Below are 19,071 nucleotides of genomic sequence, written 5' to 3'. Positions count from 1 at the left end.
TGACGGTTATTTACCGTGCTAATTTACTTAATCAGCTTATTATCTGTATCCGGAAATACCAGGATAGGCTGATATTTTTTTGCCTCTTCCATTTCCATATGCGCGTATGACATGATAATCACAATATCGCCCACCTGTGCTAAACGGGCAGTCGCACCGTTAAGACACACCGTACCGCTGCCACGTTCTCCTTTAATTACATAGGTTTCAAATCGCGCACCGTTATTATTGTTCACAATCTGCACCTTTTCGTTCGGGATAATATTGGCTGCTTCTATCAGATCCTCGTCAATGGTAATACTGCCTACATAATTCAGTTCGGCCTGTGTTACTTTAACCCGGTGGATCTTCGATTTTAAAACCTCAATAATCATGGTGCAAAGTTATAACAATGTTCAGGTAATTGGAACAGGGCCGCATCAGCGGATTATCATATTGTCTATCAGGCGGGTAGTACCCACTTCGGCAGCCGTTAACGCAACAATACCAAGCGTCTGGTCTGTTGCAGGCAGCAAAGTTTCACCATCAGCCATCTCAAAATAATCCAGCTTTACGCCTGGCTCATTCCGGATCATTTCACTGGCTTGCGCTTTCACCTGTTGCAGGTTACTGCCGTTATAGTTGTCAACCACAAACTTTAAAGCTTTAGAAAGCACCAGTGCATGTTCACGATCAGCAGGTTTCAGGTGTATATTCCGCGAACTCATGGCCAGGCCTTCTGGTTCCCGTTCGATGGGGCACATCTGCAACTTAACCGGCAGCTGTTTAAGCTGCACCATTTTACTGATCACCAGAAACTGCTGATAGTCTTTCTGGCCAAAGAAAGCCACATCCGGCTTTACGATATCAAACAGTTTGTAAACCACCTGCGTAACGCCCTGGTAATGCCCCGGCCGGAACTCACCTTCCAGCAAATGTTCGAGCTGACCAAGGCCAATATGCCATTGCTCATTACCGGCATACATTTCGCTTACCTCTGGGTTGAACAATACATCGCAGCCAGCTGCTTCCAGTTTTTGAATATCCTGTTCAATCGGCCGCGGGTACTTTTCCAGATCGTCGGGGTTATTAAACTGTGTAGGGTTCACAAATATGCTGCACACGGTAATGTCGCAAAATTGTTGCGATTGGCGCAGCAGCGAGAGGTGCCCCTGGTGCAATGCCCCCATTGTTGGCACCAACCCTATTGTTTGCCCTGATTGACGGATTTGAAGCAGATACTGCTGCAGAGCCGCTTTGGTATTGAATATTTTCAAAGTTGCTGAAAGTCAAAAAAGTTGGCAAAGTTGTGTAATTGGTTAAAGATTACCAAACATTAGTTGCACAATACGTTGATATTTACTAACATAATATGTATATTTGCACACTCAAATTTTTTTGGGGGTTCGATAAAAATTTATTTAAATAATTGTAAGAGATGGGTAAATCTAAGCTTCTGTTTATAACTCATGAAATGTCGCCTTTCCTCGAACTCACTAAAATTTCTGAAATAACCAGGCAATTGCCACAAGCGATGCAGGATAAGGGTTTTGAAATCCGTATCCTGATGCCGCGTTTCGGAAACATTAATGAGCGCAGGAACCGTCTGCATGAAGTTATACGCTTATCGGGAATGAATATCATTATCAATGACAATGATAATCCACTGATCATTAAAGTGGCCTCAATCCCGTCGGCTCGTATGCAGGTATACTTTTTAGACAATGAAGAGTATTTTCAGCGTAAGCATGTGTTTAATGATAAAGATGGGAAGTTTTATGCTGACAATGACGAGCGCATGATCTTCTTTTGCAAGGGTGCATTGGAAACTGTAAAGAAATTAGGCTGGGCGCCTGATATTGTACACTGCCATGGTTGGATGAGTGCACTGGTACCCGCTTATTTAAAGAATACTTACAAGGACGACCCCACCTTTAAGCATTCAAAAATTGTTTACTCTATTTATGGAAATGAGTTTAATGAGACCTTAGACGCTGACTTTGCACGCAAAGCGGTAATGAGCGACATGAACGAAGGCCATACTGAAGTATACAAACCAGGTACTAATTCTTCATTATACACAGGTGCTATCCAATACAGCGACGGCATTGTGCTGGCCAGTGAAGATATTGACCAGGATGTGTTAAATAATGTTAAAAAGAGTCAAAAAGCGGTTATGGAATACAAATCGACTTTAGATTTCGAAAATTATTACAATTTTTACGACGAAATTACCAACGAAGAATTGGTGAACGTTGCTTAAAGATTTGAAGGACATATATGAAATTTTTCCGGATAGACTTATTAACCCTGTTGATAAGTCTTTTTCTTTTTAATAGTTGTAAAAACGAAAACAACATCGGTTTATCAATAGACGATGCCAGCCAGGTGAACGGTACATTGATAGATACCGCTACGGTATTTACCAATACTGTACCCGAGGACAGTGTGAGCACAGGAAGTTTAACACCTGCGCCGTTAGCCTATTTCAAAGACCCAGTTATTGGCACAAGCGAGGCTAACATTGCAACTAGCTTAAACCTGCCGTCGTCAAGTGCGTACACCGTACCAACCGGCACCATCACCGTTGATTCGGCCGTATTGGTAATGAAATATGCAACCGCTAACGCTTTTTACGGGGATTCTTTAACTACCCGGTACAAGCTTAACGCGTATCAGCTGGTTAATCGCCCAAGCCCGTCTACTGTGTATTACAACACCGCAATTTTTCCGTATAACAGTAGTAACCAGTTAGGTACACTAACTTTTAATGCCAGGCCGGGTACCAAAATTAAAATTACGGACATTGTTACCGGTAAAGCCGATACACTGAAGAAAGTAAATCCGCAGATCCGCGTAAAATTGAATACCGATTTCTTCAAGACTAACCTATTCGGTGCATCTGCTAACGCTTTGGCTTCAAACAGTCTGTTTCAGAACCAGGTAAAAGGCTTATACCTTACCTTAGATAAAAACCAGGTAGGGACCGGCGGCCGGATGTTCTTTAATATGGACTCTACAACCGTTGATATTTATTACCGCAACAATACCGGTACCAGTATAGATACTGCTGTGGTTTCTTTACCGGCCAATAATTTCGCGACCGAGATAAAGCATAATAATTACACTACGGCTGTTAAAAACGCGCTGGCAACTACCACTTCTCAGGAAGTAGTTTATCTTGACGGGCTTGTTGGTACAAGGGCTAAAATTTCTTTCCCTTACCTGAAGAACTTTATGAACAACGCAGGCGGCAATATTGCCATCAATCGCGCCGAGCTGATTGTAAGCGTACTGCCCGGGTCTGATATTCCTTATACGCCACAGGGTAAACTAACAATGTATCGCCTGGATATTTCTAAAAGACGTACGTATATACCCGATGCGCAGGGTAACCTGACGGCTAATGGCATCGCTACTGACCCACGGTTTATCAGTGCTGATGTTTTTGGCGGGTATTATAATTCTGTTAAAAAAGAATACCACTTTGTGATCACCGGCTATATCTCTGATCTGATGCGTGGTAAGCTGATCGACTACGGCACCTACATTGCGCCAACACCGTTTGCCACTTCAACAGTTGTCAGTATTGATGCCAGCCCTGATGCGATAGGCAGGGTAATCGCTGTCGGAGGTATATCCAATAAGGCTTCCGCAAATTACCAGTACCGGATGCGGCTAAATATTCTTTACACCAAAACGAAATAATCCAAAGAAAGTCCTCCTTAAACCAAGGGGGATTTTTTTTGCCATATCCATAAAAATGTTGCTGCAGTTTTTTTTCTAACCTGCCTGATTATTTTTGCAGGAATCAATCATCAAATTAAACAGAGTTTTTTATGTGTGGAATTGTTGGCTATATCGGCTACAGAGACGCTTATCCTATTATTATTAAGGGTTTGCACCGATTAGAATATCGGGGGTATGACAGCGCAGGCGTAGCGCTGCTGGATAAAGAAATGCGCGTTTACAAAAAAGCAGGTAAAGTTAGCGACCTGGAAGATTTTGTAAAAGGGATAGACACATCAGGTACCATTGGAATGGGGCATACCCGCTGGGCTACCCACGGGGCGCCGAGCGACCGTAACTCGCACCCCCACTCATCCGGCGACCGTAAGCTGACGATCATCCACAACGGTATCATTGAAAACTATAATGTAATTAAAGAAGCATTATTAGGCAAAGGGCACATTTTTAAAAGCGATACCGACACTGAGGTGCTGATCCATCTGGTAGAGGACATCCAGAATGAAACCGGGCTTGATCTTCAGGAAGCTGTCCGTGTGGCGCTGAACCGTGTGATCGGTGCTTATGCAATCGTGATCATGAGTGCTGATGACCCGGATATGGTGATCGCTGCACGTAAGGGCAGCCCCATGGTAATTGGCGTAGGTAAGGGCGAATACTTCATCGCTTCGGATGCTACCCCGATTGTAGAATACACCAAGAACGTGATCTACCTTAATGATAATGAGATTGCTTACATCCGTCGGGACGACCTGCTGGTAAAGACGATCGACAATACCGTACAAACTCCGTACATCCAAAAGCTGGAATTACAGCTGGAGATGCTGGAGAAAGGCGGATATGATCATTTCATGCTGAAAGAGATCTACGAACAGCCCCGCTCTGTACGTGATTGTCTTCGCGGCCGGGTTTATCCCCAACAGGGCAAAGTACAGCTGGGCGGTATTAAAGAGTACAGCGATAAGCTGAAGAATGTCGACCGGATCATTATCGTTGCCTGCGGCACTTCATGGCATGCAGGCCTGGTAGGCGAATACCTGATAGAAGAGTATGCACGCGTACCGGTAGAGGTGGAGTACGCTTCAGAATTTAGGTACCGTAACCCAATCATTACCGAAAAAGACCTGGTTATTGCCATCTCGCAGTCTGGCGAAACAGCCGATACCATGGCAGCTATAGAACTGGCCAAAGAAAAAGGTGCCACTATTTTTGGCGTTTGTAACGTAGTTGGCGCTTCCATCCCGAGAATCACCCATGCGGGTGTTTATACACACGCCGGCCCGGAAATTGGCGTGGCTTCTACCAAAGCGTTTACCGCCCAGGTAACCGTACTTACCCTTATTGCCTTTTACATTGCGCAGCAGCGCGGTGCCATTACCCGCAATAAGCTGATCGAATATCTGACCGAGCTAAACGAAATTCCGGACCTGATCGAACAAACGTTAAAGACTAACGAATCCGTAAAAGCAATTTCAGAGAAAATAAAAGACTCGCGCAACTGCTTGTTCCTTGGCCGCGGAAGTTCTTTCCCTGTAGCTTTAGAAGGAGCGTTGAAGCTGAAAGAGATTTCCTACATCCATGCAGAAGGGTATCCTGCTGCAGAAATGAAGCACGGCCCTATTGCACTGATCGACGAAGAAATGCCGGTAGTATTCATCGCTACAAAGCATTCGTCTTACGAAAAAGTGATCAGTAATATCCAGGAAGTTAAGGCGCGTAAAGGGCAGGTGATCGCTATCGTGACCGAAGGCGATACAGCAGTGCGCTCCATGGCTGATTACGTGATCGAGATCCCGCAAACGAATGAGGCTTTTGTACCACTGATTGCCACTATCCCTCTGCAATTGCTGTCTTACCACATTGCTGTAATGCGTGGTTGTAACGTGGATCAGCCCCGCAACCTGGCTAAATCCGTGACGGTAGAATAGGGTATAGATATTATTTATAGTATGTATCTTTGTTATAAAGATACATACTATGACTATCGTCCAACTTGAATATATTGTTGCCGTAGACACCTATCGAAGCTTTGTAGCTGCCGCAGAAAAGTGTTTTGTTACCCAACCGACGTTGAGTATGCAGATACAAAAGCTGGAAGATACCCTGGGTATCAAAATCTTCGATCGTACCAAACAACCGGTCATCCCCACAGAACTTGGCGCCGAGATCATTTCCCAGGCCCGTGTGCTGCTGGCCGAGCATCAGAAGATCAAAGAAATTATTACCGACCGCCAGAAAGAACTTTCCGGCGAATTGAAAGTTGGAATCATCCCCACGGTTGCGCCATACCTGCTGCCGAAGATCATCACATATTTTATTAATAAGTATCCGCAGGTAAAACTGGTGGTGTGGGAACAAACTACTGCCCAGATTGTCCAGCAACTAAAATCGGGCATGCTGGATTGCGGCATCCTCTCAACGCCGTTAATGGAACCGTTGCTTACAGAAACACCACTGTTCTATGAAAACTTTGTGGCTTATGTGTCTAAAAGCAGCCAGCTTTATAAAAGGAAAAACATCACCTCTGACGAAATAGACCTGGAAGAACTTTGGGTGCTGAACGAAGGCCATTGTATGCGCGAACAGGTGCTGAACCTTTGCCAGCGGCGGAAACAAACCAAAGGTTTTCATCATTTCGAATACAATACAGGCAGCATAGAAACCTTAAAACGAATGGTAGACCTGAATAACGGCGCAACCATTCTACCGGAACTTGCCCTGAACGACCTGACAGAAAAACAACTGGATAAAGTGCGCTATTTTAAATCGCCGGAGCCCGCCCGCGAAATTAGCCTGGTTACCCCTAAAACGTATCTTAAACGCCGTTTAATAGAGGCCCTGAAGAACGAAGTTCTTGAATTCATACCCAAAAGAATGCGTAGTAAAAAGAAAAAAGAACTGCTCGAAGCGGTATAATTATTTAAAATTAGTCTAAATTACTTGCAAAATTGACATTGTAAATATAGTTTTGCGTCATTATTTAAAATTAGTCTAAATAATGATGAACAAATCTATTTACATATTCACGATTCTTTTTACTCTTTTTAGCAACGCTTTTGCACAACGGGGCGGTACCATTCAAGGCACGGTAACCAGTGCCGACGGTAAGCCGGTTGAAGCGGTAACCATTGGTTTAGCCAACACTACACGCGGAACGTTAACCAATGAAAAAGGTCACTTTACTATTAGTAAGGTGAAGCCCGGCAACTATACCATCAAAGTATCGGCCGTTGGCCTTACTCCCGCAGAAAAAACGGTAACCGTTACAGCCGGAGCGACTACCTCTGTAAACTTTATGCTTTCTGAAAACGCCAGCCAATTGGGCGAGGTTGCCATACTGGGTAACCATAAAAAATACAAAGTAGACCAGCCTTCACCCAGCCTTCGCCTGAACGAACCATTGTTGCAGGTTCCGCAAAACATCCAGGTGGTGACGAATGACCAGATCAAAGACCAACAGATCTTTAACATGCTGGAAGGTGTTTCACGCAATGTGAGCGGCGTGGTAATGCAGGAACACTGGGGCAACTACGCACCGGTTTATGGCCGCGGCGACAGGCTTTCTCCTTTCCGCAACGGTTTTAACATCGAGGCGCCTTGGGGTCCATTGAACGAGGATATGGCGTTTGTAGACCGTATTGAATTTGTAAAAGGCCCGGCCGCTTTTATGCTGGCAAATGGTAACCCTTCTGGCTTTTACAACGTAGTTACTAAAAAGCCTACAGGCGTAAACCGTCAGTCGGTAGAATTTACTGCTGGTAGTTTTAATACCTATCGTGCCAGTGCAGACCTGGATGGAACTTTTACCCAAGACGGAAAGCTACAATACCGCCTGAACCTGGTAGGGCAGTTATCTAAAAGTTTCCGCCCTTATGATTTTACCAATAAATTCGGTGTAGATCCCGTATTGCGCTACAAGTTCGACGATAAAAATACCCTTACCGCAGAATACACCTATCAATACCAACGCATGAATGCCTTTGGTACGGCTTATTTATTCTCTACCGATGGTTATAAAACTTTACCAAGAGATTTCACCAATGCGCCGTCTAACTCGCCTTCAACCGCGATAAACGATCATAGCGCTTTCCTGACTTACGAGCATAAATTCAGTGACAAGTGGACAGCTACCGTTCAGGGTGCGTATTTCTATTATAAACAAAACGGGTACAGTTACTGGATTGACAGCATTCTAAGAAATGGCAACGCCTATAGAAGCTTAGGTTTGTGGGATGCTGTGAATAAGAATAAATTTGGGCAGGCTTTTGTATCCGGTGAAGTTAAAACAGGGCCGATTGTTCACCGTATTTTAGGTGGGATAGATTTAGGCGACAAGCACTACCTGGCCGACTTTAACCAGTCGCGTTCTTTAGATGCGAATAAACCATTTAATATCTATAATCCTAACAACGGACCCGCCGCCTGGGCGCCATTTGACGAAACTACGCCTTTAAAAATCCGTGCAAATGGAACTGATTATTGGCAAACTTATCAATCCGGTTATGTTCAGGACGAATTGGGTTTCTTCAATCAGAAACTACGCCTGACGCTGGCCGGCCGTTTTACCCATGCCGTAACTAATAACCCATACTCAGGCAGGGCCATGAACCGCAAATTTACACCGCGTTTCGGCCTTAGCTACTCTATTGATGATGCAACTTCAATTTATGGTGTGTATGACCAGGCATTTATCCCGCAGATGGGCCGCGTTCGTGGTGGTGGCACGCCCGATCCTATTACAGGCAACAACATCGAAGGCGGCATTAAAAGAGATTGGTTCAACGGTAAATGGAGTACCTCTGTTTCTGTTTACCAGATCATTAAAAATAACCAGCTGATTGCAGACCCAGATAATCCGACCAGCGGCCTGCAAATTGCGCTGGGGCAGACTAAAGTTAACGGCGTAGAGTTTGACGCCAGGGGCGAGATCACTAACGGACTGAACCTGATGGTGAACTATGCATACACCAATCCGCGTATTACAAAAAACGAGGCGCTTCCATCGGCGATTGGCTCACCTATACCGGGCTTTGCCAAACATGTTACCAACGCCTGGTTAACTTACCGCCTGCAAAGAGGTGAGCTGAAAGGCTTAGGCTTTTCTGCAGGTTACCAGTGGCAGCTTACCCGTTACCCCTGGAGCCTTTCTACCCGCCAAACAGATGTGCCTAATTATTTCCGTGTAGATGCAGGGGCTTCTTATATCTACAAAAAATACAGCCTGGCGTTAAATGTGAATAACCTGTTGAATGCCTACCTGTTCTCTGGCGGTCATAACGACTATTACAGCCCACAGGGCGCTACGGTATATACCTGGCAGGCAGAAGCACCGCGTAATGTGCGCGTAACTGTTGGCTACAGATTTTAAGTAATCATGACGATATTTAAAAGAAGCATCCTGTTTCTCCATCGCTGGCTCGGATTTATTTCCGGGCTGGTGGTGTTTGTGGTCAGCCTCACCGGTTGTCTATTTTGCTTTCAGGACGAAATACAGGATGCGCTTTACGATTACCGCCATGTAACTATTGAACCTAAACCTTATTTACCTCCCTCTGCAATTAAGCAAAAGGCCTTACGGGCTTTCCCGGGATCGTCAGTAAACTACATCTATTACTACGGCAAAGACCGCCCTGCGGGTGCTTTAGCCAATGTGCCGAAAAAGGGCTACTATACGGTACTCATCAACCCGTACAATGGCAAGGTGCTCCATTCAGAACTGCTATCAGGCAATTTCTTTGTGGTGGTTGAATACATCCATCTGTATTTATTACTGCCGCCCAAGATCGGCCAAATGGTGGTAGGTGTTTCCGTACTGATCTTTGTAGCCTTAATGATTACGGGGATTATCTTATGGTGGCCGAAAAGAAAATCAGACCGTAAACGCAGTTTCCGTATAAAATGGAACGGACGCTGGCGCAGGGTAAATTACGATCTGCATAACGTACTCGGATTTTACGCCTCGGCTATCAGCCTGATATTAGCGATTACAGGATTATCCATGTCTTTCAAATGGGTAGAGAAAGGCATATATAACGCAGGCAACCTAGGGAAGAATTACCCTATAGAGAAAATTGATTTCAAATCAGATTCGTTATTAAAAAATAGAATTGCAACGATACCGGTAATAGACCGGGCATTGATACATGCGCAGCAACGCTCCGCAGATGCGAAGATGTTCCTGATCAGTGATGATGGTACACCATTGGGAACAATCGGGGTAACTGCCTATCAAAGGTCTATGCGGTTTGGAAACAATGATACCTATCAGTTCGACAGGTACACCGGGAAGCTGTTAAAATACCTGCCGAATGAAAAGAAAAGTACCGGACTGAAACTGAACGACCTGAATTATGATATCCACGTAGGACAGGTTGCCGGGCTGACCGGTAAGATCATTGCTTTCTTAGCCAGCCTCATCTGCGCCAGCTTACCCATTACCGGGCTGATCATCTACCTGGGCAAGAAAAAGAAACCCAAGACCCGTAAGGTGAAACACTATGTCGACAGGCGTCAACGTATAACGTCCTAAACGATCTATTCGAAGCGAATTTCCGTTCCATCTTCCAGCGCATGGGCGGTGCAGGTAAGTACAAATCCCTTCGCCAGTTCTTCGGGTGTCAGGGTTTCGTTTTTCACCATCTCCACCTTCCCATTGGTACATCTGGCTACACAGGTGGCACAAACGCCGCCACGGCAATTGTAGGGCAAGCTTAAATTATTTTGCAGGCCCGTTTGTAGGATTGTCTGGTTCTCACCTTCCAGCACATCATGCCATTCGCCTTTAAAATAAATCCGGATCTTTTTGGGCGGAAAATTATGCAGCGATGTAATCACAGGGACGGTCTCTAATACAAAGTTCTCGCGCCTGATCCTTTCCTGGCTCACACCCATGTACAACAAGGTAAGCTGTACCATACGCATGTAGGTGAACGGCCCGCAGATATAAAACCAGTGATCGCCAAAGTCCCCTTTTGTCAGTTGCTTCACTTGCTTTTCCAACAGCTGGTTGTTCAACCTGTCGCCTGCATCACTGATGTGATAATACACCTTTAGCCTTCCAGGATACTGCGATTGAAGTGCATTAAGTTGCTCGCGAAAGATCACATCCTTTTCAGACTGGCTACTGTAGATGAGCGTAAAACGGACTGAAGGCATATACTTCAGCCCGAATTTTACATGGCTGTAAATAGGAACGATACCACTACCCGCGGCAAAATAAACGATGTTACCCGAACGATCCGTAAGCGGAAGCACAAAACGCCCGGCTGGTACTGTTGCATTAATAATATCGCCGGGCTTTACATAGCCAAGCATATAACGGGATATTTCGCCGTTAGCCACCCGCTTTACCGTAATCGAAAGTAGTTCTTCGTCCGGCGAGGAACTTAGCGAATACGAACGGCGCACTTCTTCATGATGGTGACTGAAGATCAGCGTTATGAACTGTCCGGCCTGATAACTTACCCGTTCGCCGTTTACCTGTTTAAAATAGAAGGTGGCGGTATCGTGGGTTTCCTTTTTAATATGGCTAACAATAAGCTGCAGTTGCTCCATTGATCAGGTTGTAAGCACCAGCTTGCCGAATTGGGAAGAATCCCTCATTTTTTCAAATGCCTTTGCAGGGTCTGCCATACTAAACACTTCATCTATCACCGGAACAATCTGATGTTCGTTCACCAGCTTTAACATGGCTGCAAATTCTTCTTTTGTGCCCATGGTAGTGCCCAACAGTTGCAGTTGTTTCCAGAAGAACATGCGGGCGTTAAAGCCAGGGAAATCACCTGCGGTTGCGCCAAACAGTACTATCCGCGCACCGGGATTACACAAGTCAGGAATTTTAGCAAACCCTTCGCCGATGGCGCTATCGATCACTACATCGAAACCGCCGGCCATATGTTTCAATTCCTCGGCCCAATCCTGTGCTTTATAATTGACACCCGCGGCCGCGCCGAGCTGCCTTGCCCGTTCAATCTTTTCGCCGCTACCAGAAGTTACAAATACTTTAGCACCCGCCGCTACCGCCCATTGCAGGGCAAATGCACCAGTACCCGCGCCGACACCTACAATCAGTACTTTATCGCCAGCTTTAAGCCTCCCTTTTGTAAACAGGGCGCGATAGGCCGTAAGTCCTGCGAGAGGAATAGCCGCCGCTTGTTCCCAATTCAAATGTGCCGGCTTGGCGTGCAGGTATTCGGTTTTAACTTTTATGAATTCGGCGAAAGTGCCGTGTTCAGGTAAGCCTAAAATTTTAAAATCTTTACCCTGATATTCCGGATGTTCGCCCCAATCATGGCTTGGGTTGATGATCACCTCCTGGCCGAGCCAGTGCTTATCTGCATCATCATACACTTCGGCCACTATTCCAGCGCCATCTGAACCAAGAATAGACGGATATTTGATACCGGCATATTTGCCGATACTGATCCAGTAATCCCTACGGTTCAGGGCGGCCGCCCTGATCTGCACCAATGCTTCGCCAGGCCCAAGCGTTGGCTTGTCTACTTCTTGATAAACATATGGCCTCTCGGCGCTTTCCAGAACTATCGCTTTCATAAAATAAACCCTCGGAGAATGAGGATCGTAAAATAAAAATTTATCCTCTGAATTTCGAAATCAGCCAGATGATCAGCCCGACGATCACCACAACAACGATGACGCCTACATAAACACCGGCTTTAAAAATATCGCCGATTACACGGCAGCTACTCAATACAGTAAGTACTAACAACAAAGAAGGAATGGTTAACTTTTTCATATCATAAATGCTTTTATTATGATACAAATAAAAAACGGCAGGAAATTGTTTATCCTGCCGCATGTTATCTTATTATTTAACCATTCTTTGGTTATCCGATCGCTTTTTTATACAGCTCGGCAACGTGGTTCCAGTTAATTACGTTCCAGATAGCAGCTAAGTAATCCGGGCGACGGTTCTGATATTTCAGGTAATAAGCGTGTTCCCAAACGTCGATACCGAAGATAGGCGTACCTTTTACTTCAGCGATATCCATTAATGGGTTATCCTGGTTTGGAGAAGAAGTAACCGCCAGTTTTTTATCCGGGGTAACAATTAACCAGGCCCAGCCAGAGCCGAAACGGGTAGCACCGGCTTCATTCACTTTAGTTTTAAAATCTGCAAATGAACCGAAAGTGCTGCTGATCGCTTTAGCTAAATCGCCTGTTGGCTCGCCGCCGCCGTTTGGAGATAATAAAGTCCAGAACAGGGTGTGGTTATAGTGACCGCCACCATTGTTACGCACTGCCGCAGGGAATTTCGAGATATTTTTGATGATCTCTTCAATGCTGCTGTTAGCTTCTGGTTTACCTTCTAAAGCCTTGTTTAAATTGGTAACATAAGCTTGATGGTGTTTGCCATGGTGGATTTCCATGGTCATTTTATCAATGTGCGGTTCTAATGCATCGGTTGCATAAGGCAACGCTGGAAGTTCAAAAGCCATAATATGTAGTTTTTAAGGTTAACAATGTATCTGTGCAAATATAAAGCCCGGTTTAAAATAAATGTTCTTTAAATGTCAAGTTTTCTGTCGCTTGCTCTTGAAGAAGTCACGGACCAACTGCGCGCACTCATTTTCTTTGATACCCCCGGTAATAATCGTTTTAGGATGGGTGATCTTCTGGTTCAGCCTGCCAAAACCCAGTTTGGTATCGTACGCACCGAAAACGATCCGCCCTACCTGGAACCAGTACGATGCACCGGCGCACATTACGCAAGGCTCCATTGTTACGTACAGCGTACAGTCTTTGAGGTACTTGCCACCCATATAATTTGCGGCCGCGGTAAGCGCCTGCATTTCTGCGTGGGCAGAAACATCATTCAACCGCTCGGTAAGGTTATGCCCCCGCCCGATGATCTGACCCTTACAGGTAACAATAGCACCAATGGGTATTTCGTCCTCTTTCAGCGCTTCGCGTGCTTCTCGCAGCGCTTCGTTCATAAAAAATTCGTCTGGCGAGATGCTCGCTTCGCCATCAAAAGAGATATACCTCATATCAGCCTGCTTCCATTGGGTACGGGCCGCTCTACTGCTGCCAGTACAATATCGCCGTTCTCATCAGCCAGACCCGTAACCAGAAATTCCGACATAAAGTTGGCGATCTGTTTTTTAGGGAAATTGATCACCCCCAGGATTTGCCTGCCCACTAATTCTTCCTTTGTATAATGTTTGGTGATCTGCGCGCTCGACCAGCGAATCCCGTGCGGGCCAAAATCTACCCTAACCTGGTAGGCCGGTTTCCGTGCTTTCGGAAAATCCTGCACTTCCAGTATGGTGCCTACATGTATCGCTACGCGCTCAAAGTCTTCCCAGGTAATTGTTTCCATCGCGGCAAATATAAGGGGTCCTCGCCACCATCTCAAATAAAAAACCCCTCTAAAGCTCCCAACGGGGGTACTTTTTTAATTCAATTGCATCAACATCTTCCAATTGGATAGGACTTAGTGATATTAAAGTCTCCCCCAAGGGAGAGATTTAGAAAAGCTATTCTTTAAGTAGTATACAGGAGCCGTGCGTATATTTGTTTTATGCCAGAAACTGCTCCTCTCCGTAAGATCATCCATATCGATATGGATGCATTCTATGCTTCTGTGGAGCAGCGCGATCATCCCGAATATCTGGGTAAACCCATTGTAGTGGGCGGGTTACCCGAAGGCCGCGGCGGTGTAGTGGCTACGGCCAGTTACGAAGCCCGCAAGTTTGGCGTACGCTCTGCCATGCCTTCCAAAAAGGCGCAGCAGCTTTGTCCGCATGCCATATTTGTCCGCCCACGGTTTGCAGTATATAAAGAAGTTTCGCAGCAGATCAGGGCGATCTTCAGTAGGTATACCGATCTGATCGAGCCGTTATCTTTAGACGAAGCTTACCTGGATGTTACCGAAGATAAACTGAACATCGGCTCTGCAATTGATATTGCGCAGGAGATTAAAGCGGCCATAAAGGAAGAACTACAACTAACAGCCTCGGCAGGGGTTTCCGTAAATAAGTTTGTGGCCAAAATTGCTTCAGACATAAATAAGCCCGATGGCCTGAAATTCATCGGCCCTTCTGCTATACAGACCTTTATGGAAAAGCTCCCGGTGGAGAAGTTTTACGGTGTGGGAAAAGTGACGGCGGATAAAATGAAACGTATGAACCTGCACACCGGTTTGGATCTGAAGCAGCTTTCTGAACAGGAGATGATAAGGCATTTCGGCAAGACAGGACTGTTTTACTACCAGATTGTCCGCGGGATTGATAACCGCCCGGTACAACCGCATCGCGAAACCAAATCTGTTGGTGCAGAAGATACTTTTGCTTACGATCTGACAACTACGGAAGAAATGTTCTCCCATCTGGATAAAATTGCAGCTACCGTTGCTTCCCGTTTGGAACGTTATCAATTAAAAGGTCGGACGGTAACCATAAAAGTAAAGTACAGCGATTTCCGGCAGATCACCCGAAGCCAGTCATTCACCTTGCCCACTGGCGATGAAATAACCATTGCGGAAACGGCTAAACAACTCTTAACCGGGACAGACCTTACGGACGTGCGCATTAGGTTGCTGGGCATCACACTATCCAATTTTAACATAGCGGATAAAGAAGAAGGGACGGATCAGTTGAGGTTGTTTTAAATGTTACCTTTTGGCGCTCGAAAAAATTTAACGATAAGGTAAACCATTTGTAGCGAAAGCGATTCTCTTTGCGTAACACTGTTTACATTACCATTATTGTTAAAATGAAACAGCAATTACTTTTAAGAAGGGCAGGCATTATCGGGACGATCTGTTTGCTTATCATTTCCCTTTCTTCATGCTTAAAGGACAAGAACGATTACGTGGAAGTACCCGCGGCACTAATCTCCGCCATCAATGCTTCGCCAGATGCTCAACCACTGGATTTTTACCTGGATAATAATCGCGGCAACTATTTTCCTATCAAAAGCGGCGAAAGTATGGATTACATCAGGGCTTTTACCGGCAAGCGAAACGCCAGCTTTAACCTTTATGGCAGTACGCAGAAAATTAAGACCGATACCATGACGTTAAGGAAAGACAGGTTCTACTCCCTGTTCCTTTGTAATGTGGTATCCACGCCGGATTACCTTTTAATTGCAGATTCCGTAGCGCGTCCGGCTTCCGGCATGGCTACCGTCCGTTTTGTAAACGTGAGTCCTAATGCCGGCGCAGCCGACCTGGTTATACAGGGAGGCGCAACTATTGCCACCGGTAAAACTTACAGAACATATTCTGCTTTTGTACCGGTACAGGGTAACAAAACCTATACTTTCGAAGTGCGCCAGGGTGGCAATGTGCTCTCTATTGTATCCAATGTCTCTCTTCGGGCAGGTTCCATGTATACTGTATGGCTGCAGGGAGTTTCAGGGGGAACAACTCAAACGGGCTTGAGCGCACATATCCAGGATAATGTAGACTACTATTAACTATTATAATCAGACCGAAAGGTGGCGCCGCTTGAGTTAATCAGGCGGCGTTTTTTTGTGCATACTTGATTTTCAAATAAGGCGTTTGGTTTTTATAGTTAAAAACCGAGATTAGCAGCATGTCTAAAACGTATTTAATCAGCGGAGCCGGAAGCGGTATAGGGCGGTCTATTGCACAAAAACTTGCTGCAGCAGGTAACCGCTGCATCCTGATGGGTAGAAAAGAAACCAAGTTACAGCAAGCGTTGCACACACTGCCAGAGAGTGATCATCTGACCATAGCTGCCGACATTCGTGATAAAGAAAGCCTTGCGAAGGCGGCGTCAGCTTTAGCTGACACACCCATACATGCACTTATTGCCAATTCCGGTATCGGCGGTGAAAACTACTGGGGCGAGAATGACCGCTGGTATGATATCATCAATACCAATCTTACCGGCACCTACCATTTTGTAAATACGTTTTTACCGAACCTGCGTTTAGCGACGGGGGAGCGCCATGTGATAGTTACTTCTTCTGTATTGGCGAGGCTGGGCGTAGCCGATTACCCTGCATATTGCGCGTCAAAAGCCGGGCTGTTGGGTTTGATGCGGTCATGGGCGGTTCAATTTGCGAAGGAGAATATCCTGGTGAATGCGATTTGCCCGGGGTGGGTAGATACCGATATGGCACAAAGCGGGCTGCAAACCATTGCCGATAGTATCGGCATCACTAAAGGCGAGTTTTATGACATGGCCATGCAGAGAGTACCACTGCGTAAAATGAGCCAGCCCGAAGAAATTGCCGACCTGGTATATTACCTGGTTAACCAACGCTCGATCACCGGGCAAGCGCTGGATATCAACGGCGGTGCGATAATGAACAGCTAAAGAGGCTCGGCGGCTTTAGCTGCGGTTATTAATACCGCAGCAGCTTCGTCATAGCAGCTTCAAGACGCGAATTGGCCAGGAATTGCTTTTCCAGCCCTGCATCCATAGGGACGGCGGTGTCCAGGCTTGCACAACGCATAATCGGCGCGTCAATATAGCGGAAACAATGTTCGGTAAGCGTAGCGACAATTTCGGCACCGAAACCACTGGTGAGCGTGTCTTCATGCAGTACCATTGCGCGTCCGGTTTTCTTTACACTGGCGATGGCTGTTTCTTTATCCCATGGCAACAAGCTGCGCAGATCGATAATTTCTACTGAGATCTCCCGGTATTTTGCTGCGTACTCTAACGCCCAGTGTACACCCATACCGTAAGTAATAATGCTGACATCGGTACCTTCTTCTACTATACGCGCTTTGCCAATTTCAACCGTGTAATCGCCTTCCGGAACTTCATCCGTAAGTGTTCTGTACAGGTATTTATGTTCGAAATAGATGACCGGGTTCGGGTCGTTAATAGCGGCCATCAGCAAGCCTTTGGCATCGGCAGGGGTGGCTGGGTAAACTACCTTTAATCCCGGTGTTTTGGTAAACCAGGCTTCGTTGCTTTGCGAATGGAACGGGCCTGCGCCTGTACCTGCACCGGCAGGCATACGGATCACCACATCGGCATTCTGCCCCCAGCGGTAATGGCTCTTGGCCAGGTTGTTGACAATTTGGTTAAAGCCTTCAGTCACAAAATCAGCGAACTGCATTTCTATCACAGATTTGTAGCCGTTAATAGAAAGTCCTAATCCGGCGCCTACAATTGCAGATTCGCATAAGGGCGTGTTGCGCACGCGCTCTTTACCAAAGCTATTCACAAAACACTCGGTAATCTTAAATACACCACCATATTCGGCAATATCCTGCCCCATCAAGACCAGGTTCGGATATTTTTCCATCGACTGTTTCAGCCCATCGCTAATGGCATCCATATAGCGCATTGGGGAGGACGCGCCTGTTGCCTTAGTTAGCTGTGGGGTGTATGAGCGGTACATATCGCCCAGCTCGGTTTGCGGGTTAGCAACCACATCAGGTTCCTTCAACGCGCGTTCAACTTCGGCTTCTATTTTCGGGATGAAATCATTCAGCGTATAGCTTACCCATTTGGGTTGCAGTACACGTTCAGCAATCAGGTATTTTTCGTAGCTGGTCACCGGGTCTTTGGCTTTCCAGGTATCGAACAAGTGAGAAGGGACATATTTCACTCCAGAGGCTTCCTCATGGCCCCGACGGCGGAAAGTCATGGCTTCAATCAATACCGGCCGTGGATTTTGCCTGATGCTTTTAGCTAACTCGTTTACGGTATGATAAACCTCCAGCAGGTTATTCCCATCAATCTGGCGGCCTTCTATCCCATAACCAGCGGCACGGTCTACCAGGTTGGCACATTTATATTGTTCCTGCACGGGGGTAGAAAGCGCATAGCCGTTATTCTCGATCAGGAAGATCACGGGCAGGTTCCATACTGAAGCTACATTGAGCGCTTCATGAAAATCGCCTTCGCTGGTAGCGCCTTCGCCCGTAAAAACAAGCGTTGCTTTTTTATTCCCGGCCAATACATCTGCCAGGGCAATACCTGCAGCCACGGCAAGTTGCGGACCCAAATGCGAGATCATGCCGACGATTTTATGATGATGACTACCGAAATGGAAAGAGCGGTCGCGGCCTTTGGTAAAGCCTGCAGCCTTTCCCTGCCACTGTGCCATCAGGTTAAAAAGCGGAATATTACGCGTTGTAAACACACCCAAATTGCGATGTGTAGGTAAAATAAATTCTTCTGGATCCATCGCCAGCGCACTACCCACGGCAATAGCTTCCTGGCCAATGCCTGAAAACCATTTGCCAATTCGGCCCTGGCGCAGCAATACAAGCATTTTTTCTTCGATCAGTCTTGGCCACACCAGTGCTTTATAGAAGTTAAGCAGGCTATCATTGCTAAGATCTTTACGGTCGAAATTCATAGTTAGCTAAGCTAATGAAAAATTAAAACT

18 protein-coding genes are annotated in these 19,071 nt (G+C 46.0%); 9 read left to right on the top strand and 9 right to left on the bottom strand.

What is annotated here, in order from left to right:
• Positions 1 to 23: 23 nt before the first annotated feature.
• Both panD and panC read right to left on the bottom strand, forming a co-directional pair.
• The gene (panD, locus tag MUY27_RS00650; RefSeq protein WP_245128029.1) at positions 24 to 374 is read right to left on the bottom strand and encodes an aspartate 1-decarboxylase; all 351 of its coding nucleotides are present in this window, start codon (positions 372 to 374) and stop codon (positions 24 to 26) included.
• Positions 375 to 419: 45 nt separating this feature from the next.
• The gene (gene panC, locus MUY27_RS00645; RefSeq protein WP_245128028.1) at positions 420 to 1,256 is read right to left on the bottom strand and encodes a pantoate--beta-alanine ligase; all 837 of its coding nucleotides are present in this window, start codon (positions 1,254 to 1,256) and stop codon (positions 420 to 422) included.
• A 161-nt stretch (positions 1,257 to 1,417) separates the two neighbouring features.
• On the opposite strand from panC, the gene MUY27_RS00640 reads away from it, so the two are divergent.
• The 6 genes from MUY27_RS00640 to MUY27_RS00615 all read left to right on the top strand — a co-directional run bounded on the left by MUY27_RS00640 (position 1,418) and on the right by MUY27_RS00615 (position 10,255).
• A complete protein-coding gene (locus MUY27_RS00640; protein ID WP_245128027.1) occupies positions 1,418 to 2,242 on the top strand; it encodes a glycogen/starch synthase in 825 nt (274 codons plus the stop codon).
• Between the two features lie 17 nt (positions 2,243 to 2,259).
• Positions 2,260 to 3,687 (top strand): DUF4270 domain-containing protein, encoded by a 1,428-nt coding sequence (locus MUY27_RS00635; protein ID WP_245128026.1) that lies wholly within the window; start codon positions 2,260 to 2,262, stop codon positions 3,685 to 3,687.
• Between the two features lie 131 nt (positions 3,688 to 3,818).
• Positions 3,819 to 5,654 (top strand): glutamine--fructose-6-phosphate transaminase (isomerizing), encoded by a 1,836-nt coding sequence (glmS, locus tag MUY27_RS00630; protein WP_245128025.1) that lies wholly within the window; start codon positions 3,819 to 3,821, stop codon positions 5,652 to 5,654.
• Positions 5,655 to 5,703: 49 nt separating this feature from the next.
• On the top strand, positions 5,704 to 6,642 hold the full coding sequence (locus MUY27_RS00625) for a hydrogen peroxide-inducible genes activator (protein ID WP_245128024.1): 939 nt from the start codon (positions 5,704 to 5,706) through the stop codon (positions 6,640 to 6,642).
• An 82-nt stretch (positions 6,643 to 6,724) separates the two neighbouring features.
• Entirely contained in the window at positions 6,725 to 9,094 is a 2,370-nt protein-coding gene (locus MUY27_RS00620) for a TonB-dependent receptor (RefSeq protein ID WP_245128023.1), read from the top strand.
• 6 nt (positions 9,095 to 9,100) lie between these two features.
• Complete coding sequence (locus tag MUY27_RS00615) at positions 9,101 to 10,255, top strand: PepSY-associated TM helix domain-containing protein (RefSeq protein ID WP_245128022.1); 1,155 nt, start codon at positions 9,101 to 9,103, stop codon at positions 10,253 to 10,255.
• 5 nt (positions 10,256 to 10,260) lie between these two features.
• Here MUY27_RS00615 and MUY27_RS00610 read toward each other — a convergent pair whose 3' ends face one another.
• The 6 genes from MUY27_RS00610 to MUY27_RS00585 all read right to left on the bottom strand — a co-directional run bounded on the left by MUY27_RS00610 (position 10,261) and on the right by MUY27_RS00585 (position 14,068).
• Entirely contained in the window at positions 10,261 to 11,280 is a 1,020-nt protein-coding gene (locus MUY27_RS00610; protein WP_245128021.1) for a ferredoxin--NADP reductase, read from the bottom strand.
• 3 nt (positions 11,281 to 11,283) lie between these two features.
• The gene (locus MUY27_RS00605; RefSeq protein ID WP_245128020.1) at positions 11,284 to 12,279 is read right to left on the bottom strand and encodes a zinc-binding dehydrogenase; all 996 of its coding nucleotides are present in this window, start codon (positions 12,277 to 12,279) and stop codon (positions 11,284 to 11,286) included.
• A gap of 40 nt (positions 12,280 to 12,319) precedes the next feature.
• Positions 12,320 to 12,481 (bottom strand): hypothetical protein, encoded by a 162-nt coding sequence (locus MUY27_RS00600; RefSeq protein WP_245128019.1) that lies wholly within the window; start codon positions 12,479 to 12,481, stop codon positions 12,320 to 12,322.
• 91 nt (positions 12,482 to 12,572) lie between these two features.
• Entirely contained in the window at positions 12,573 to 13,184 is a 612-nt protein-coding gene (locus MUY27_RS00595) for a superoxide dismutase (RefSeq protein WP_245128018.1), read from the bottom strand.
• Between the two features lie 75 nt (positions 13,185 to 13,259).
• A complete protein-coding gene (locus tag MUY27_RS00590) occupies positions 13,260 to 13,736 on the bottom strand; it encodes a nucleoside deaminase (RefSeq protein ID WP_245128017.1) in 477 nt (158 codons plus the stop codon).
• Positions 13,733 to 14,068: a tRNA-binding protein gene (locus MUY27_RS00585; protein WP_245128016.1), complete on the bottom strand. Its 336-nt coding sequence runs from the start codon at positions 14,066 to 14,068 to the stop codon at positions 13,733 to 13,735. Before MUY27_RS00585 ends, MUY27_RS00590 begins: the two co-directional genes overlap by 4 nt.
• A 201-nt stretch (positions 14,069 to 14,269) precedes the next feature.
• On the opposite strand from MUY27_RS00585, the gene dinB reads away from it, so the two are divergent.
• The 3 genes from dinB to MUY27_RS00570 all read left to right on the top strand — a co-directional run bounded on the left by dinB (position 14,270) and on the right by MUY27_RS00570 (position 17,036).
• Positions 14,270 to 15,358 (top strand): DNA polymerase IV, encoded by a 1,089-nt coding sequence (gene dinB / locus MUY27_RS00580; protein WP_245128015.1) that lies wholly within the window; start codon positions 14,270 to 14,272, stop codon positions 15,356 to 15,358.
• Between the two features lie 104 nt (positions 15,359 to 15,462).
• Positions 15,463 to 16,167, top strand: coding sequence for a DUF4397 domain-containing protein (locus tag MUY27_RS00575; protein ID WP_245128014.1), 705 nt, complete (start codon positions 15,463 to 15,465; stop codon positions 16,165 to 16,167).
• A gap of 119 nt (positions 16,168 to 16,286) precedes the next feature.
• A complete protein-coding gene (locus tag MUY27_RS00570; protein ID WP_245128013.1) occupies positions 16,287 to 17,036 on the top strand; it encodes an SDR family NAD(P)-dependent oxidoreductase in 750 nt (249 codons plus the stop codon).
• A gap of 28 nt (positions 17,037 to 17,064) precedes the next feature.
• On the opposite strand, the gene MUY27_RS00565 is transcribed toward MUY27_RS00570, so the two are convergent.
• Entirely contained in the window at positions 17,065 to 19,041 is a 1,977-nt protein-coding gene (locus MUY27_RS00565; RefSeq protein WP_245128012.1) for an alpha-ketoacid dehydrogenase subunit alpha/beta, read from the bottom strand.
• Positions 19,042 to 19,071: the final 30 nt, after the last annotated feature.

It is taken from the genome of Mucilaginibacter straminoryzae (assembly GCF_022953055.1).
GTDB lineage: Bacteria > Bacteroidota > Bacteroidia > Sphingobacteriales > Sphingobacteriaceae > Mucilaginibacter > Mucilaginibacter straminoryzae.
Note: the sequence above shows the minus strand (reverse complement) of the source record. Positions and strands in the feature narration are given on the sequence as shown.

Coding starts and splice junctions, on each gene's coding strand:
- MUY27_RS00570 (WP_245128013.1), top strand. CDS start 16,287: ATGTCTAAAACGTATTTAATCAGCGGAGCCGGAAGCGGTATAGGGCGG.
- MUY27_RS00610 (WP_245128021.1), bottom strand. CDS start 11,280: ATGGAGCAACTGCAGCTTATTGTTAGCCATATTAAAAAGGAAACCCAC.
- MUY27_RS00635 (WP_245128026.1), top strand. CDS start 2,260: ATGAAATTTTTCCGGATAGACTTATTAACCCTGTTGATAAGTCTTTTT.
- MUY27_RS00600 (WP_245128019.1), bottom strand. CDS start 12,481: ATGAAAAAGTTAACCATTCCTTCTTTGTTGTTAGTACTTACTGTATTG.
- MUY27_RS00595 (WP_245128018.1), bottom strand. CDS start 13,184: ATGGCTTTTGAACTTCCAGCGTTGCCTTATGCAACCGATGCATTAGAA.
- MUY27_RS00605 (WP_245128020.1), bottom strand. CDS start 12,279: ATGAAAGCGATAGTTCTGGAAAGCGCCGAGAGGCCATATGTTTATCAA.
- glmS (WP_245128025.1), top strand. CDS start 3,819: ATGTGTGGAATTGTTGGCTATATCGGCTACAGAGACGCTTATCCTATT.
- MUY27_RS00640 (WP_245128027.1), top strand. CDS start 1,418: ATGGGTAAATCTAAGCTTCTGTTTATAACTCATGAAATGTCGCCTTTC.
- MUY27_RS00565 (WP_245128012.1), bottom strand. CDS start 19,041: ATGAATTTCGACCGTAAAGATCTTAGCAATGATAGCCTGCTTAACTTC.
- MUY27_RS00620 (WP_245128023.1), top strand. CDS start 6,725: ATGATGAACAAATCTATTTACATATTCACGATTCTTTTTACTCTTTTT.
- MUY27_RS00625 (WP_245128024.1), top strand. CDS start 5,704: ATGACTATCGTCCAACTTGAATATATTGTTGCCGTAGACACCTATCGA.
- MUY27_RS00615 (WP_245128022.1), top strand. CDS start 9,101: ATGACGATATTTAAAAGAAGCATCCTGTTTCTCCATCGCTGGCTCGGA.
- dinB (WP_245128015.1), top strand. CDS start 14,270: ATGCCAGAAACTGCTCCTCTCCGTAAGATCATCCATATCGATATGGAT.
- panD (WP_245128029.1), bottom strand. CDS start 374: ATGATTATTGAGGTTTTAAAATCGAAGATCCACCGGGTTAAAGTAACA.
- MUY27_RS00590 (WP_245128017.1), bottom strand. CDS start 13,736: ATGAGGTATATCTCTTTTGATGGCGAAGCGAGCATCTCGCCAGACGAA.
- MUY27_RS00585 (WP_245128016.1), bottom strand. CDS start 14,068: ATGGAAACAATTACCTGGGAAGACTTTGAGCGCGTAGCGATACATGTA.
- MUY27_RS00575 (WP_245128014.1), top strand. CDS start 15,463: ATGAAACAGCAATTACTTTTAAGAAGGGCAGGCATTATCGGGACGATC.